15 protein-coding genes are annotated in these 14453 nt (G+C 62.0%); 13 read left to right on the top strand and 2 right to left on the bottom strand.

Features of this window, described 5'->3' with window-relative positions; translation table 11 throughout:
- Nucleotides 1–51: 51 nt before the first annotated feature.
- The 4 genes from VWZ85_RS13350 (at nucleotide 52) to VWZ85_RS13335 (ending at nucleotide 4969) form a co-directional block, all read left to right on the top strand.
- Nucleotides 52–1374 carry a PQQ-binding-like beta-propeller repeat protein gene (locus VWZ85_RS13350; protein WP_416588701.1) on the top strand — a complete coding sequence of 441 codons (1323 nt, stop codon included), beginning with the start codon at nucleotides 52–54 and terminating at the stop codon, nucleotides 1372–1374.
- A 99-nt stretch (nucleotides 1375–1473) separates the two neighbouring features.
- Nucleotides 1474–2934 (top strand): ribosome biogenesis GTPase Der, encoded by a 1461-nt coding sequence (der, locus tag VWZ85_RS13345; RefSeq protein ID WP_340545839.1) that lies wholly within the window; start codon nucleotides 1474–1476, stop codon nucleotides 2932–2934.
- A gap of 332 nt (nucleotides 2935–3266) precedes the next feature.
- Nucleotides 3267–4283, top strand: a complete 1017-nt coding sequence (locus tag VWZ85_RS13340) for a fatty acid desaturase (protein WP_416542168.1) — start codon at nucleotides 3267–3269, stop codon at nucleotides 4281–4283.
- Complete coding sequence (locus VWZ85_RS13335; protein ID WP_416588699.1) at nucleotides 4280–4969, top strand: helix-hairpin-helix domain-containing protein; 690 nt, start codon at nucleotides 4280–4282, stop codon at nucleotides 4967–4969. The genes VWZ85_RS13340 and VWZ85_RS13335 overlap by 4 nt, the downstream gene beginning before the upstream one ends.
- Before the next feature lie 90 nt (nucleotides 4970–5059).
- Here VWZ85_RS13335 and serS read toward each other — a convergent pair whose 3' ends face one another.
- Together serS and VWZ85_RS13325 are read right to left on the bottom strand one after the other, a co-directional pair.
- Entirely contained in the window at nucleotides 5060–6352 is a 1293-nt protein-coding gene (gene serS / locus VWZ85_RS13330) for a serine--tRNA ligase (RefSeq protein ID WP_340545836.1), read from the bottom strand.
- A gap of 123 nt (nucleotides 6353–6475) precedes the next feature.
- A complete protein-coding gene (locus tag VWZ85_RS13325) occupies nucleotides 6476–7948 on the bottom strand; it encodes a pentapeptide repeat-containing protein (RefSeq protein WP_416588697.1) in 1473 nt (490 codons plus the stop codon).
- Between the two features lie 179 nt (nucleotides 7949–8127).
- On the opposite strand from VWZ85_RS13325, the gene yajC reads away from it, so the two are divergent.
- The 9 genes from yajC to VWZ85_RS13280 all read left to right on the top strand — a co-directional run bounded on the left by yajC (nucleotide 8128) and on the right by VWZ85_RS13280 (nucleotide 14452).
- Complete coding sequence (yajC, locus tag VWZ85_RS13320) at nucleotides 8128–8412, top strand: preprotein translocase subunit YajC (protein ID WP_340545835.1); 285 nt, start codon at nucleotides 8128–8130, stop codon at nucleotides 8410–8412.
- 34 nt (nucleotides 8413–8446) lie between these two features.
- Nucleotides 8447–10108 carry a protein translocase subunit SecD gene (secD, locus tag VWZ85_RS13315; protein WP_416555229.1) on the top strand — a complete coding sequence of 554 codons (1662 nt, stop codon included), beginning with the start codon at nucleotides 8447–8449 and terminating at the stop codon, nucleotides 10106–10108.
- 1 nt (nucleotide 10109) lies between these two features.
- The gene (gene secF, locus VWZ85_RS13310; RefSeq protein WP_416538922.1) at nucleotides 10110–11078 is read left to right on the top strand and encodes a protein translocase subunit SecF; all 969 of its coding nucleotides are present in this window, start codon (nucleotides 10110–10112) and stop codon (nucleotides 11076–11078) included.
- Between the two features lie 166 nt (nucleotides 11079–11244).
- The gene (locus VWZ85_RS13305; RefSeq protein ID WP_340545832.1) at nucleotides 11245–11598 is read left to right on the top strand and encodes an Mth938-like domain-containing protein; all 354 of its coding nucleotides are present in this window, start codon (nucleotides 11245–11247) and stop codon (nucleotides 11596–11598) included.
- Between the two features lie 95 nt (nucleotides 11599–11693).
- On the top strand, nucleotides 11694–12320 hold the full coding sequence (ccmA, locus tag VWZ85_RS13300; protein ID WP_416588694.1) for a heme ABC exporter ATP-binding protein CcmA: 627 nt from the start codon (nucleotides 11694–11696) through the stop codon (nucleotides 12318–12320).
- Nucleotides 12317–12973, top strand: a complete 657-nt coding sequence (gene ccmB, locus VWZ85_RS13295) for a heme exporter protein CcmB (protein WP_416588692.1) — start codon at nucleotides 12317–12319, stop codon at nucleotides 12971–12973. The genes ccmA and ccmB overlap by 4 nt, the downstream gene beginning before the upstream one ends.
- A gap of 45 nt (nucleotides 12974–13018) precedes the next feature.
- Nucleotides 13019–13750, top strand: a complete 732-nt coding sequence (locus VWZ85_RS13290; RefSeq protein WP_416588690.1) for a heme ABC transporter permease — start codon at nucleotides 13019–13021, stop codon at nucleotides 13748–13750.
- Nucleotides 13750–13920, top strand: coding sequence for a heme exporter protein CcmD (gene ccmD, locus VWZ85_RS13285; RefSeq protein WP_416538919.1), 171 nt, complete (start codon nucleotides 13750–13752; stop codon nucleotides 13918–13920). Before VWZ85_RS13290 ends, ccmD begins: the two co-directional genes overlap by 1 nt.
- Nucleotides 13913–14452: a DsbE family thiol:disulfide interchange protein gene (locus VWZ85_RS13280; protein ID WP_340545827.1), complete on the top strand. Its 540-nt coding sequence runs from the start codon at nucleotides 13913–13915 to the stop codon at nucleotides 14450–14452. The genes ccmD and VWZ85_RS13280 overlap by 8 nt, the downstream gene beginning before the upstream one ends.
- Nucleotide 14453: the final 1 nt, after the last annotated feature.

Here is a 14453-nt window from a genome sequence, read left to right as displayed (position 1 = left end):
GACGGGCGCAGCGAGAAACGTGCAGTATAAGTGCAGTAACGGGGCAGGGTAATGACGGCAGTAACAAGCTTTTGGGGAGCAAGGGGCATTCTGGCAGGAACCGCATTGGCGTTGGTCCTGTCCGCCTGCACCGAGCCTGAGGTCATCCTGCGCGGTGAACGTCTGGATCTGCGCGATGACAGCGTCGCCGTGGTGACCAATGAAACCCGCGCCATTGCCCTGCCTGCGGCACGCAGCAACACCAGCTGGCCACAGGGCCCCGGTGTCGAAGGGCTGCGGCCGGTCCACCCGGCGCTTGCCGCCGCTCCAAACGCGATCTGGTCTACCTCTATCGGCGCGGGCGACAGCCGTCGTCAGCGCATCACCGCCACGCCGGTTGTCGGCGATGGCCGCATCTATACGCTGGACAGCGGCGCCAGAGTTTCCGCCGTTGCCACAAACGGGGCCTTGCAGTGGCAGAGCGAGCTGCTGCCTGCCTCCGACAGCTCCGGTCAGGCCACCGGCGGCGGTTTGGCGTTTGACAATGGCGTGGTTTATGTCTCCTCCGGCTATGGCGTGCTGACCGCGCTGGACGCGGCGAGCGGCGCGACCCTCTGGCGGCAGGAGCTTCAGGCGACCGGCTCGGGGCAGCCCACCGTGCACGATGGGCTGATCTATCTTGTGGCCGGCGATGACACCGGCTGGGCGGTCCATGCCAAGGATGGCCGGATTGCCTGGCAGATCCAGGCCACCCCGAGCCCGTCGAACATCCTGGGCGCGCCTGCGCCTGCGGTGACCTCCGATCTGGCAATTTTTGCCTTTGGATCCGGCGATCTTACCGCGACCTTCCGCAAGGGCGGCCTGCGCCGCTGGAACGCCTCGGTTGCGGGCAAGCGGATCGGGCGGACGATTTCGCGGATCAGCGATGTGACCGGCTCGCCCGTGGTGTCCGGCAACCGCATGTATGTCGGCAACCAGTCTGGGCGCACTGCGGCCTTTGATCTGGCGGCTGGCGATCGTCTGTGGACCGCCCCCCATGGCGCGGTGGATCCGGTCTGGGCGGTTGCGGGCAGTGTTTTCCTGATCAGCGATCTGGGCCAGCTGCTGCGGCTGGACGCGGACAGCGGCGAGGCGATCTGGGCGGCCGATCTGCCCGGATACTTGAAGGACAAACCCCGCAAGCGGGGCGCCATCGTGGCGCATCACGGCCCGGTGGTGGCCGGGGGGCAGGTGGTTGTCGCCTCCAATGATGGGCTGCTGCGCTTTTTCAGCCCCGAAAGCGGAGCACTGCTGCGCACGGTTGCGGTGCCGGGCGGTGCCAGCACCGCGCCGGTGGTGGCTGGCGGCACGCTTTATGTCGTGTCGACCAAGGGGCAATTGCACGCTTTCCGATAGCGCTTTGATGCGGTAGGAGAGGGTTAAACAGCGATGTGCTCTGGCAGGGCACGCGCAGATGCGCTATGGGGCGCGTCTGAATCGCAGAAAGTTGGTCTGATGTCTTTTACCCTCGCTATTGTGGGCCGCCCGAATGTGGGCAAATCCACACTGTTCAATCGTCTCGTCGGCAAGCGGCTGGCGCTGGTGGATGACCAGCCCGGCGTCACGCGCGATCTGCGCGAAGGGGAAGCGCGTCTTGGCGATCTGCGCTTTACCGTGGTGGATACCGCCGGTCTGGAAGATGCCACCGACAACTCGCTGGAAGGGCGGATGCGCCGCCTGACCGAGCGGGCGGTCGATATGGCCGATATCTGTCTGTTTATGGTCGATGCCCGCGTCGGTGTGACTCCGGTTGATCAGATGTTTGCCGAAATCCTGCGCAAGAAATCCGCGCATGTGATTCTGGCCGCCAACAAGGCCGAGGGCAATGCCGCCGACGCCGGTGTTCTGGACGCCTGGGGGCTGGGGCTGGGAGAGCCGATCCGCCTGTCCGGCGAACATGGTGAGGGTCTGAACGACCTTTATGCGCAGCTGATGCCGCTGGCGGATGAGTTTGAAAAACGCGCCAAGGACGACAGCCCGGAGATTGACGTCGTGCTGGATGAGGACGCCGAGGAGGATGACCTCTCGGTGCCGATGCCGACCCGCAACAAACCGTTGCAGGTGGCGGTTGTCGGGCGTCCGAATGCGGGTAAATCCACCCTGATCAACAAGATCCTCGGTGAGGATCGCTTGCTGACCGGGCCCGAGGCCGGGATCACCCGCGATGCGATCTCGCTGCAGATCGACTGGCAGGATGTGCCGATGCGGATTTTCGATACCGCGGGTATGCGCAAGAAGGCCAAGGTGCAGGAAAAGCTTGAGAAACTTTCCGTGTCGGACGGTCTGCGGGCCGTGAAATTTGCCGAGGTTGTGGTGGTCCTGCTGGATGCGGCAATCCCGTTTGAACAACAGGATCTGCGCATTGCCGATCTGGCCGAGCGTGAAGGCCGCGCGGTTGTGGTTGCGGTGAACAAATGGGACATCGAGGACGAAAAGCAGGAAAAACTGCGCAATCTGAAAGAGGCCTTTGACCGGCTGCTGCCGCAGCTGCGCGGCGCGCCGCTGATCACCGTGTCGGCCAAGACCGGCAAGGGTCTGGACCGGCTGCACGCCGCCATCATGCGCGCCTATGACGTCTGGAACCGCCGGGTACCAACGGCGGCGCTGAACCGCTGGCTGACGGGGATGCTGGAACAGCACCCGCCGCCAGCCCCGCAGGGCAAACGGATCAAGCTGCGTTATATGACCCAGGCCAAGACCCGCCCGCCGGGCTTTGTGGTGATGTGTTCGCATCCCGACAAGATGCCCGAGAGCTATAATCGCTATCTGGTCAACGGGCTGCGGCAGGATTTCGACATGCCGGGCACGCCCATTCGTCTGACGCTGCGCTCGCAGTCGGACAAGAACCCTTACAAGGGCAAGAAAAAAGCGCCGCCGTCGAAGCTGCGCAAACATCTGGAAGGCCGCCGCAGCTGAGCGTTGCCGTGCTGACCGCAGGATGAGATTTCGGGCAGCCCCTTCGAGGGCTGCCTTTTTTCTTGCCCTTGTAAGGGTTCATGCCTGCGACCTTGGCCCCATTTGACCGCAAGCCATTGGCTTTGCTAGGCTTCACCATAGATTATTGAAAGCCGGGGTGGCTTCTCTGCGCTATCTGATGCCGGTCGGGCGGCCGGACCGTCAGATGCGGGGCGCCGCGTCGGGGGATTGCGGGGTATTCACAGTGGCGGTCTGAGCGTCGTCGGGCCACGGGCAATTTGCCTCAGGCCATCGTCATTTCAGCGTCACACTGCGTCTCTAAGGAACATTTCATGGATCTGAGAGCATATACGCGGACTTATTGCGAGAAGGATAACCGGCTGGCGGCGCTCAGCTATTTTGGGACGTTTGCGGTCTATTTCCTGTCGCTGTCACTGGCGATCCGCTACGCCGACATCTGGTATCTGATGGCGCCTGCCGGGGTGGTTTTTGCCTTTGCAGCGGTGCGGCTTTATGTGCTGCAACATGACACCGGGCATCATTCGCTGTTCGAAACCCGATGGCAGAACGAAGTCGCAGGCCATGTGCTGTCGCCCTTCACCTTTGCGCCGTTTGAGGTGATGAAACAGAACCACAATGAGCATCACGCCTATGTCGGCAATCTGGAACACCGCGAGTCCGGTGAGATCCACACCATGACGCTGCGCGAATGGCAGGCGGCGGGCTGGGCGCAGCGGCTGGTCTATCGGCTGTATCGCAACCCGTTTGTGCTGGTGCCGCTGGGGGCGGCGTTCACCTATTTCATCCGCTATCGCTGGCCGAAGAACACGCTGCGCTTTGGCGTCCTGGGGGTGGTGCTGCACAATGTGGTGATCGTGCTGCTGCTCGCGCTGCTCTATGCCATCGCGGGGATGACCGGGGTGCTGATCTGGCTGGGGTTTTCCTTTCTTGGTGGGATGATCGGGGTGTTTCTGGTCTATCTCCAGCATAATTTTGAGGACACCTATTGGGATCGTCGGCCGGACCTCAATCCGCAGGTGGCCGCCCTTCAGGGATCATCGTGCCTCGATTTTGGCTGGTTTTTTGACTTTGCAGTCGCCAATATCACGCTTCATGACATTCATCATTTCAACGCCCGCATTCCCAGCTACCGGCTGCGTCGGTGCCACCACAATCTGCCGCCGGAGATTGCCCCGCGCAGGATCAAATTTGGCGAGGCGGTCCGCGCCATGGGGCTGAAACTCTGGGATGAGGAGCAGCAGCGGCTGGTGCCATTCCCGCAGCAGGCGGCAGGATCGGTCGCCGTGGCGGGTGGGATGCAGGCGACCAACAGGCAGGAGACCTCATGACATCCATTGCAACACTTCCCGGTGTCGGTCCTGCCTTGGCGCAGGTTCTGGCACAAAACGGCTGCGCCACGGTTGAGGCGGTTGCCGGAAAAACGCCGGAGGAGCTGAGCCGGATCCCGCGTATCGGCCGGCTGCGCGCGCAGAAGCTTGTGGCCGAGGCGCGCAAGGCGCAGCGGGTCGCTAAGGGCGCCGGGACCGGACCGGATCACCGTGCCAATGGCGCTGCGCCCGCGACTGCGGCGCCCAATGGCGCGGATACCCAGACGGGCGATGCCGCGCAGCTCAGCTCGGCGCTTGCTGCGGCCGAGGCCGCCCGCCGCGCGGCGGAGGCCAAGGCGGAGAGGGCCGTCACCAAGGCCAAGAAGGCCGCCAAACAGGCCGCAGCCCTGGCCGAGGAATTCGCCGCCGCAAAGGTGAAGGCCAAAGCCAAGGCAAAGCGGGTGAAGGCCAAGGCAAAACGCGCCATCGAGAAGGAAAAGGCCAAGGCCAAGGCGATCCTTGAGGCCAAGAACAATCCAAAGAAAGACGGCGGTAAAAAAGACGGCGCCAAGAAAGACGCCAAGAAGGAACCTGCCAAAAAAGCCTCCGCCCGGAAAGAGACCGGCAAGAAGGAGGCGGGCCGCAAGAAGCCCAGTGCGAAGAAACAGGACGATTCTACCGCTGCCGCAAAGGGCAGGAAGAAATAGGCCTCACCGGAGGCGCGTCTCGCGAGAAAAGGAAAACCGGCGCTGGGGTGCGCCGGTTTTTATATTTTATTAACAGGTTGCAGTGCGCTGTTAAACCAGATCACCTGCCGCCGTCAGGGTCAGGCGACCGCCCAGGTAGGGGGCAAGCACCTCGGGCAGTTTGACGGAGCCGTCTTCCTGCTGGCCGTTCTCCAGCACCGCAATCAGGCAGCGCCCGACCGCCAGACCGGAGCCGTTGAGCGTGTGCAGATATTCCGGCTTGCCACCGTCCGCAGGTTTGAACCGGGCGTTCATGCGGCGGGCCTGAAAATCACCGGTGGTGGAGACCGAGGAAATCTCTCGGTAGGTGTTCTGACCCGGCACCCAGGCCTCGATGTCAAAGGTACGGCGCGCGCCAAAGCCCATGTCGCCGGTGCACAGCACGACGGTGCGGTAGGGGATGCCCAGTTTCTCAAGGATCCCTTCGGCGCAGCGCAGCATACGCTTCTGCTCATCATCGGACTGGCTGGGGTGGACGATAGAGACCATCTCCACCTTCTCGAACTGGTGCTGACGCAGCATGCCGGAGGTATCCTTGCCGGCGCTGCCCGCCTCGGAGCGGAAACACAGCGTATGCGCGGTCATGCGGATCGGCAGGGCAGCCTCGTCAAGCGTGTCGCCCGCAACGGAATAGGTCAGCGGCACCTCGGAGGTGGGCACCAGCCACCAGCCATTGGTGGTCTGATAGCTGTCATCGCCAAATTTGGGCAGCTTATCGGTGCCATACATCGCCTCATCGCGCACCAGAACCGGGGAATTCACCTCGGTCAGGCCGTTCTCATCGACATGGGTGTCGACCATGAACTGCGCCAGCGCGCGGTGGATACGGGCCACGGCGCCCTTCAGCAGCACAAAGCGGGAGCCGGAGATTTTGGCGGCGGTTTCGAAATCCATCGCAGCTGCGACGCCCTTGATTTCAAAGTGCTCTTTCGGTTCAAAGGCGAAATTGGGGATCGCCCCCCATTTGCTGACCTCGACATTGTCGTCTTCATCCGCGCCCTCGGGCACGTCCTCGGCGGGCAGGTTGGGAATGCGGGCCAGCACATCGGTGAGCTTGGCGTCCAGTTCCTTGGCCTCGGTCTGCAGGGTGGCGACTTCGGCTTTCTTGCCGGCCACTTCCGCGCGCAGACGTTCGAATTCGGCATCGTCCCCCTTGGCCTTGGCCGCGCCGATGGCCTTGGCCGCCTTGTTCTGGTCGGCCTGAGCGGTTTCGGCCGCCTGGATTTTGGCCCGGCGGGTTTCATCCAGCGCCAGGATGTCAGAGGACATCGCCGCATCCCCACGCCGCGCCAAAGCGGCGTCAAAAGCGGCAGGGTTCTCGCGGATCGCGCGGATGTCATGCATGGGGGGGCTCCTAAAGCGTTGAATCAGTGCCGCCAGCATATGCCGGATGGGGGCGGGAAGGGGAAGGGGGCGCGCACGTTTGCCGCCGGGGTGTTGTGGGATGGCACGTTAGGGGGCGGTGGTCTACTCGTCCGGTGCCGTGGGCGGGATGTAGTTGTCGGGGTCCGTTTGCCATTTCTTCCATTGTCGGAATGTTTGGCCATGGCCCATTGCAAGTTTTGGCCAATGGGCGGGCCAATCCGAGCTGTCCGGTCCGTTGCCGTTCGGAAGAATAGTATCTGTTGTGCCAAATCCGCTATTAAGCTGTTCTAGGCCTATATTTGTACGAGAAAAATCCACTTGGCTCAGCAAAGAGCCCGAAAGATCGGCTCTGTTAAGACCGCTGGCGCCATCGATGGTTGTTGCGCTAATATCTGCGCCCTGCATATTTGCGCCTCCGAGTCGTATTCCCTGCATCTTTGCTCTGCTGAGGTTTGCACCCCGCATATTCGTCGAAGTGAGGTCTGCTTTTTGCAGCTCGGCATCGTAGAGTTCAGCACCCTGCATGTCGGCATGGCGAAGGCTCGCGCCCCGTAACATCGCGCATCCAAGAAATGCTTGTCGTAGATCCGCCCAGCTAAGGTCAGCCATCAGCATTTTAGCATTGCCCAGATTTGTACCTTGCATCTTCGCAAATGGGAGACTGGCATTCCGTAACTGTGTATCTCTTAGAAATGATCCTTGCATATGGCTCCCCGACAATATCGCACCTGACAGGTCTAGACCTGTCAGATCGAACCTTTGAAGATTGGCGTGTCGCAGATCAATAGAGATGCTTACGCAGTTCACTGCTCGGATCCGTTTCATCCGGCCTAGAACCTGAACCGCATTTTCCATGTCTGAGCGTTTAACAGTTAGCCCAAATAGCCAGCGGTGCAATTCGTTAGGTGTCGGTTCTTCTGGAGGTATCTCCGCGGGTACTTCGCGAGAGAGTTCGCGCACATAAACGCTGAGCAGTCGCGAAACTCGGGGAGCTGTGTCCGGGCGCTCCTTCACCAGCCCTTCCAGTCGATCAATGGCGGCGTTGCGGCGGGTTATGTCGTCTTCCCAGATATTTTGCTTCTGCTCTTCGTCCCAGCGCTGGCGCATGGCGTGCAGGTCTTCGGTGGCGGCGTTGATCTTGTCGTTGAACAGGGATTCATCAGCTGTCTTGTTGGCCTCGCGCGTCAGTCGGATCCGGATCAGGGTGAAAGGCAGCGCCACCACCGCGCCAAGGGTTGCAGTCATCGCCGCCAGTCGCAGCAGGGCGAAACGGGCAGATGCCTCTGCCGACGGATTTTGTGGGACCACAAACCAGATCAGCTCCCACAGCATCAGCAGCAGACCGGTGAACAGCGCCAAAAACAGGCCGGACCACATCAGGGCAAGCAACAGAAACAGCCCGTCGCCGAACTGTGCCAGTCCCAGAATATCTTTGAGGCGGTCTAGCGGATCGGTTTGCTTGCCCTCCGTGCGGGGCATGGCTGCATAGACGACAGCCACCGCCAGTACAAAGCCAGCGAGGGCAACAATCGCCCAAAAATACTTGGGATCAATCGGCAGGGTAATCGTGGTCATATGGGCAATCTGGATCTGAAATGGGTTGAAAAAACCCTCTCATCGCTCCCGCCATGGGTCAACTGCGTTTGCGGTATCGCAACTGGCCCCGTTAGCCTTGCAAAGCCCCGGGCCAGCGCATAGGTTCCCCTGCAAAATTAAGGGCGTCTGAAGCGCCTGTCACACAGAAGGAATATCCCATGGAAGGTGGCGCACTCGCCCAGTTTCTCCCGCTCATTCTGATCTTTGCGATCATGTATTTCCTGCTGATCCGTCCGCAGCAGAAAAAACTGAAGACCCATCAGGCGATGGTCGAGGCGCTGCGCCGGGGCGATCAGGTGGTGACCCAGGGTGGCATCATCGGCAAGGTGGCCAAGGTCAAGGACGATGGCGAGATCGAAGTGGAAATCGCCGAGGGTGTGAAAATCCGCGTGATCAAATCCACCATCGCGCAGGTTCTGAACAAGACCGAGCCGGCAGCGTAAGTATCCCCGCTTAACCAACTGAAAAGGCAGGGCAATGCTGCAAATTGATCTCTGGAAGCGGGTTCTCATCTGGCTGGTCTGTGTGACCGGCCTTTTGCTTGCCCTGCCAAATGCGTTTTACACGCGCGTCGAGCAGGCCAATGACGCCGCCGCCGAAATAATCGCGAAGGGCGAAAGCCCCGCGCGGCTGGACGTGGCGGGCCAATGGCCGTCGTTCATGCCGTCGTCGCTGGTCAACCTTGGTCTGGACCTGCGCGGTGGCGCGCATCTTCTGGCGGAGGTGAAGGTGGCCGACGTCTACGGCGCGCGCATGGATGCGCTCTGGCCTGAAGTGCGCGACGCGCTGCGCCCTGAGCGCGGTGAGGTCGGCACCTTCCGGCGCCAGCCCGCACCGGAGGGGCAGATTCGTCTGAAGATCTCTCAGCCAGAGGGCATGGCCCGCGCGCTGGAGGTTGTGCGTGGTCTGGCCAATCCGATCACCAGCCTGACTGGCGCCGGGGCCACGGATATCACCGTGTCCGGGACCGGTGACATTCTGACCGTAGAGCTGAGCGAGCAGGAGAAGCTGGCCTCTGATGACCGCACCGTGCGTCAGGCACTGGAAATCATCCGCCGCCGGATCGACGAGGTGGGCACCCGAGAGCCGACCATTCAGCGCCAGGGCAGCGACCGGATCCTGATCCAGGTGCCCGGCATCGGGTCGGCGTCTGAGCTGAAGGCGATCATCGGCACCACCGCCCAGCTGACCTTTAACCCCGTCGTGGGGCGCGGCACGGACGCCGATGCCAATGCGGGTGTCGGCAACAAAGTCGTGCCGTCGCTGGACGAAAATGGTGTGTTCTACACCGTTGAGGCTGCACCGGTTGTGACCGGTGAGGAGCTGGTGGATGCGCAGCCGTCGTTTGATCAGAACGGCCGCCCGGCGGTCAGCTTCCGTTTCAACACCACCGGTGCGCGCAAGTTCGGCGACTATACGGCCGAAAACATCGGTTCGCCCTTTGCCATCGTGCTGGATGAGGAGGTGGTTTCCGCCCCGGTGATCCAGTCGCATATTCCGGGTGGCTCTGGCATTATCACCGGCAACTTCACCATCGAGGAAAGCACCAATATGGCGATCCTGCTGCGTGCAGGTGCGCTGCCTGCGGGGCTGGAGTTCCTTGAGGAACGCACGATTGGCCCGGAACTGGGTCAGGACAGCATCGACGCGGGCAAGGTTGCGACCATCGTCGCCTTTGTCGGGGTGCTGGTGTTCATGGCGCTGAGCTACGGTCTCTTCGGGATCTTTGCCAATATCGCGCTGATCCTCAATATCGCGCTTATCTTTGGCGCGCTGAGCCTGATTGGTGCGACGCTGACCCTGCCGGGGATTGCGGGTATTGTTCTGACGGTCGGTATGGCGGTGGATGCCAATGTGCTGATCTTTGAACGGATCCGCGAGGAGCTGAAGGCCGGTCGAGGTCCTGCACGGGCCATTGACGAAGGCTATTCCAAGGCGCTGAGCGCCATTCTTGACGCCAATATCACCACCTTCATCACCGCTGTGATCCTGTTCGCCATGGGCTCTGGCCCGGTGCGCGGCTTTGCGATCACGCTGGGGCTGGGGATTCTGACATCGGTCTTCACCGCGATCTTCGTGACGCGGGTGATCATCGTGATGTGGTTTGAACGGCGTCGTCCGAAAACAATCGAGGTCTGAGATGCGGCTGAAACTAATTCCCGAAAATACCTCGTTTGATTTCTTCAGACTCTGGAAACTGTGGCTGGGCATCTCTGCGCTGATGATCGTTGTCGGCTTTGCCTCCTTTGCCTTGCAGGGGCTGAATTTCGGCATCGACTTCCGCGGCGGCACCACCATCCGGACCGAAAGCACGACCGAGATCGACGTGGGCGCCTATCGCGGCGCGCTGGAACCGCTGGAGCTGGGGGACATCACCATCAGCGAGGTGTTCGATCCGACCTTTGACGTGGACCAGCATGTGGCCATGGTGCGCATTCAGGCGCAGGGCGATGGCGAGTCGATTTCCGGCGCAGTGATCGCGGATGTGAATGCAGCACTGGATACGGTGGCACCGGGGATCAAATTCGTCTCGGTGGAATCCGTAGGCCCCAAGGTCTCTGGTGAGCTGGTACAGACGGCAGTGCTGGCGGTCGCCCTCGCGATTGGTGCGGTTCTGATCTATATCTGGCTGCGCTTTGAGTGGCAGTTCGCGCTTGGCGCTGTTGCCGCGCTTGTCCACGATGTGGTGCTGACCATTGGCGTGTTCTCGGAACTGCAGATCAAGTTCGATCTGGCCATCATCGCGGCGCTGCTGACCATCGTCGGCTATTCGCTGAACGATACCGTGGTGGTTTTTGACCGGGTGCGTGAAAACCTGCGTCGCTACAAGAAAAAGCCACTGGCCGAGGTTCTGAACATCTCGATCAACGAAACCCTCAGCCGGACGGTGATGACCTCGGTGACCACATTGCTGGCGCTGATCTCGCTTTATGTGCTGGGCGGAGATGTGATCCGGGGCTTTGTCTTTGCGATGATCTGGGGCGTCATCATCGGCACCTATTCGTCGATCTTCGTGGCCTCCACGATCCTGTTGTGGCTGGGTGTGAAACGCGACTGGACCAAGCCGTCGAACACTGCAGGCAACCAGTTCGCCAATATCGACGCCTGAGGGTTCAGACCGCGCGACGGGTCAAAGGCCGCAGCCCCATGGGTTGCGGCCTCTTTTTATCGGCATATGCGGCGCTGGTATTTTGTCGCGGTGGCGGACATGTTATGCAGCCGGGCAGGGCAGGGTCGCCCGCCCACCACCCGACCACGTACAAAGGATGCACGCCATGCGTTTGAACGAAGTTGCCTATACGGATGCCCTGCCAATTGATGGCTATGGGCCGGGGTTCTTTCGGGTTGGCGGTGAGGTGCATCACGGCAATATCCTGACCGGGGCCACGGGGACCACGGACTGGGGCGGCTATGAGGACAGCGCGCCATTGCTGGCGCTTGCCGGGGATGTGGATGTGCTGTTCGTCGGCACCGGCGCCGAGGTGGCCCATATCCCCGCCGGTCTGCGCCAGCAACTGGAAGGGGCCGGAATCGGGGTCGAGGCGATGAACTCCCCCGCTGCCTGCCGGACCTATAACGTGCTGTTGTCCGAGGGCCGCCGCATCGCGCTTGCGGCGCTTGCGGTCTGACTGTCGCACGTGCAGGCCTGGGCTTGATCTGGCGCAAGGACAGCGGCCGCCGGATCGGCTTTTTCGAAGCAGAACCAAATGGGTAGGCGGATTTCATGACAGTGACCATCGCAGGGCTGAGCATCGCGCGCGGCGGCGTTCCGGTGCTGGAGGGGGTGAGCTTTGCGCTGACACCGGGCCGGGCGCTGATCCTGCGGGGACCAAACGGCAGCGGCAAGACCACGCTGCTGCGCACCATCGCCGGGCTGCAACCGCCGCTGGCGGGTGAGATCAGTTTTCACGGCGACGGCAGCGCCGAGGATTTTGCCTATGCCGGCCACTCCGATGGGATCAAGCTGACGCTGACAGTGGCGGAGAACCTGCGGTTCTGGGCGGCGATTTTTGCCACCGGCGCGATTGATGCCGCGCTGGATGCCTTTGACCTCCGGGGTCTGTGCGACCGGCAGGCCGGGGCGCTGTCGGCCGGACAGAAACGCCGCCTGGGTCTGGCGCGGCTGATGGTGACGGGGCGGCGCTACTGGATCCTGGATGAACCGACCGTCAGTCTGGACCGGGCCTCGGTGCAGCAGTTTGCACAGGTGGTGCAGCAGCATCTGGCCGGTGGCGGCGCGGCGCTGATCGCCACGCATATCGATCTTGGCCTGGATGGCGACACGCTGGATGTGGGCCGTTTTCGGGCCAGGCTGCCGGATCTCGACAATTTTGACGGAGCCTTCCTGTGAGGGCGCTGTTGCTGCGGGATCTGAAGCTGGCGCTGCGTGCCGGCGGCGGCTTTGGGCTGGGGCTGGCGTTTTTCCTGATTGTCACCGTGCTGGTGCCATTCTCGGTGGGGCCGCAGTCCGAATTGCTCAGCCGTATCGCGCCCGGCATCCTCTGGCTGGGCGCGCTCCTGGCCTGCCTGTTGTCGCTGGACCGTCTGCTGGCGCTGGACTGGGAGGATGGGACGCTGGATCTGATGGCCACGGCGCCGCTGCCGCTGGAAGCGGTGGTGACGATCAAGGCGCTGGCCCATTGGATCACCACCTCGCTGCCGCTGGTTCTGGCAGCACCGGCGCTCGCGGTTCTGCTCAACCTGCCGGGGCAGGGGTTTCTCTGGCTGGTGGTTTCGCTGCTGCTGGGCACGCCCGCGCTGTCGGTGATCGGCACCTTTGGTGCGGCGCTCACTGTCGGGCTGAAGCGGGGCGGTCTGCTGATGTCGCTTCTGGTGCTGCCGCTTTATGTGCCGACGCTGATCTTCGGAGCCGAGGCGGCGCGCCGGGGGGCCGAGGGCATGGCGGTAGAGACGCCGCTGTTGATGCTGGCCGGTATCTCGGCCGCCTCGCTGGCGCTGCTGCCCTTTGCCAGTGCCGCCGTACTGCGCGTCAATTTGCGCTAGGATGAATGAATTGAGATCCCTTCAAGCAAGAGCTAAATAGCCACCATGTCGATCTGGGAATACGCCAATCCAAAGAAGTTCCTGACCACCTCGGAGCGGGTCTTGCCCGCGCTGTGGGTCACAGCTGCCGTGCTGACCTGTGTGGGGCTGGTCTGGGGGTTCTTCTTCACACCAGATGACTACCGCCAGGGGTCCACGGTAAAGATCATCTTCCTGCATGTGCCTTCGGCGCTGATCGCCATCAACGCCTGGTTCATGATGCTGGTGGCCTCGCTGATCTGGGTGGTGCGCCGCCATCATGTCAGCGCCCTGGCCGCGCGTGCCGCAGCGCCCGTCGGGGTGGTGATGACGCTGATCGCGCTGCTGACCGGCGCGCTCTGGGGCCAGCCGATGTGGGGCACCTGGTGGGTCTGGGACCCGCGGCTGACCTCATTCCTTGTGCTGTTCCTGTTCTACCTTGGCTATATCGCCCTCTGGGAGGCGATCGAGGACCCGGACACGGCGGCGGATCTCACCTCGATCCTGTGTCTTGTCGGCTCGGTCTTTGCGGTGCTCAGCCGCTATGCGGTGAACTTCTGGAACCAGGGTCTGCATCAGGGCGCCTCGCTCTCGCTCGACAAGGAAGAGAATGTGGCAGATGCGTTCTCCAACCCGCTCTATGTCTGCATGATTGGCTTTGGCCTGATGTTTCTGGCGCTGGTGCTCTACCGGACCGGCACGGAAATCCGCGCCCGCCGGATCCGTGCGCTGATGCTGCGTGAAAGGATGGACGCATAATGCCCGATCTTGGAAAATATGCCGTTGAAGTGCTGTCTTCCTACGGCGCCTCGCTGGTTCTGCTGGCCGGACTGCTGGTGATCACCTTTGCCCGTGGTCGCCGGATACGGCGGGAGATGCAGGCAATGGAACAACAGATGCAGACCCGTGGAGGTGCGCCCCGTGGCTAAGATTTCTCCCGTGATGGCGCTGCCGGTTCTGGTTTTTGGCGGGCTGGTGGCCCTGTTTCTGGCTGGCATGTTCCGCGATGATCCCGAAAGCCTGCCCTCAGCGCGCGAAGGTCAGAGCGCGCCGCCGGTTGTGCTGACCGATTTTCCCGGTGAACCCGGGTTCGACGATGCCACGCTGCGTGACGGCAGCGTGAAACTGGTGAATTTCTGGGCCAGCTGGTGTGGCCCCTGCCGGGTGGAACACCCGAGCCTGGATGCGCTGTCCAAGGAAGGGCTGGCGATTTACGGGGTGAACTACAAGGATCAGGAAGACAATGCCGTTGGCTTTCTGAACGAGCTGGGCAATCCCTATACGGCCATCGGTCGCGATGAGGCAGGTCGGATGGCGCTGGACTGGGGTGTCTATGGCGTGCCGGAAACCTATGTCATCGACGGTAAGGGCACTATCATCCTGCGTTTTGCCGGTCCCATCACGCAGCGGGTGATCGACAGCACCCTGCGCCCGGCACTGGAGCGTGCGGCAGCCAACTGAT

This window comes from Phaeobacter sp. JH20_29 (genome assembly GCF_048056175.1).
Classification (GTDB): Bacteria; Pseudomonadota; Alphaproteobacteria; order Rhodobacterales; family Rhodobacteraceae; genus Phaeobacter; species Phaeobacter bryozoorum.
The sequence above is the reverse complement of the archived record's forward strand: the minus strand, read 5'-3'. Positions and strand labels throughout refer to the sequence as shown.

What these genes read in the sequence shown, in the direction of transcription:
- VWZ85_RS13340 (WP_416542168.1), top strand. Translation starts at nt 3,267, where the DNA reads ATGGATCTGAGAGCATATACGCGGACTTATTGCGAGAAGGATAACCGG.
- VWZ85_RS13290 (WP_416588690.1), top strand. Translation starts at nt 13,019, where the DNA reads ATGTCGATCTGGGAATACGCCAATCCAAAGAAGTTCCTGACCACCTCG.
- serS (WP_340545836.1), bottom strand. Translation starts at nt 6,352, where the DNA reads ATGCATGACATCCGCGCGATCCGCGAGAACCCTGCCGCTTTTGACGCC.
- VWZ85_RS13305 (WP_340545832.1), top strand. Translation starts at nt 11,245, where the DNA reads ATGCGTTTGAACGAAGTTGCCTATACGGATGCCCTGCCAATTGATGGC.
- yajC (WP_340545835.1), top strand. Translation starts at nt 8,128, where the DNA reads ATGGAAGGTGGCGCACTCGCCCAGTTTCTCCCGCTCATTCTGATCTTT.
- secF (WP_416538922.1), top strand. Translation starts at nt 10,110, where the DNA reads ATGCGGCTGAAACTAATTCCCGAAAATACCTCGTTTGATTTCTTCAGA.
- ccmA (WP_416588694.1), top strand. Translation starts at nt 11,694, where the DNA reads ATGACAGTGACCATCGCAGGGCTGAGCATCGCGCGCGGCGGCGTTCCG.
- VWZ85_RS13350 (WP_416588701.1), top strand. Translation starts at nt 52, where the DNA reads ATGACGGCAGTAACAAGCTTTTGGGGAGCAAGGGGCATTCTGGCAGGA.
- secD (WP_416555229.1), top strand. Translation starts at nt 8,447, where the DNA reads ATGCTGCAAATTGATCTCTGGAAGCGGGTTCTCATCTGGCTGGTCTGT.
- ccmD (WP_416538919.1), top strand. Translation starts at nt 13,750, where the DNA reads ATGCCCGATCTTGGAAAATATGCCGTTGAAGTGCTGTCTTCCTACGGC.
- VWZ85_RS13325 (WP_416588697.1), bottom strand. Translation starts at nt 7,948, where the DNA reads ATGACCACGATTACCCTGCCGATTGATCCCAAGTATTTTTGGGCGATT.
- VWZ85_RS13335 (WP_416588699.1), top strand. Translation starts at nt 4,280, where the DNA reads ATGACATCCATTGCAACACTTCCCGGTGTCGGTCCTGCCTTGGCGCAG.
- der (WP_340545839.1), top strand. Translation starts at nt 1,474, where the DNA reads ATGTCTTTTACCCTCGCTATTGTGGGCCGCCCGAATGTGGGCAAATCC.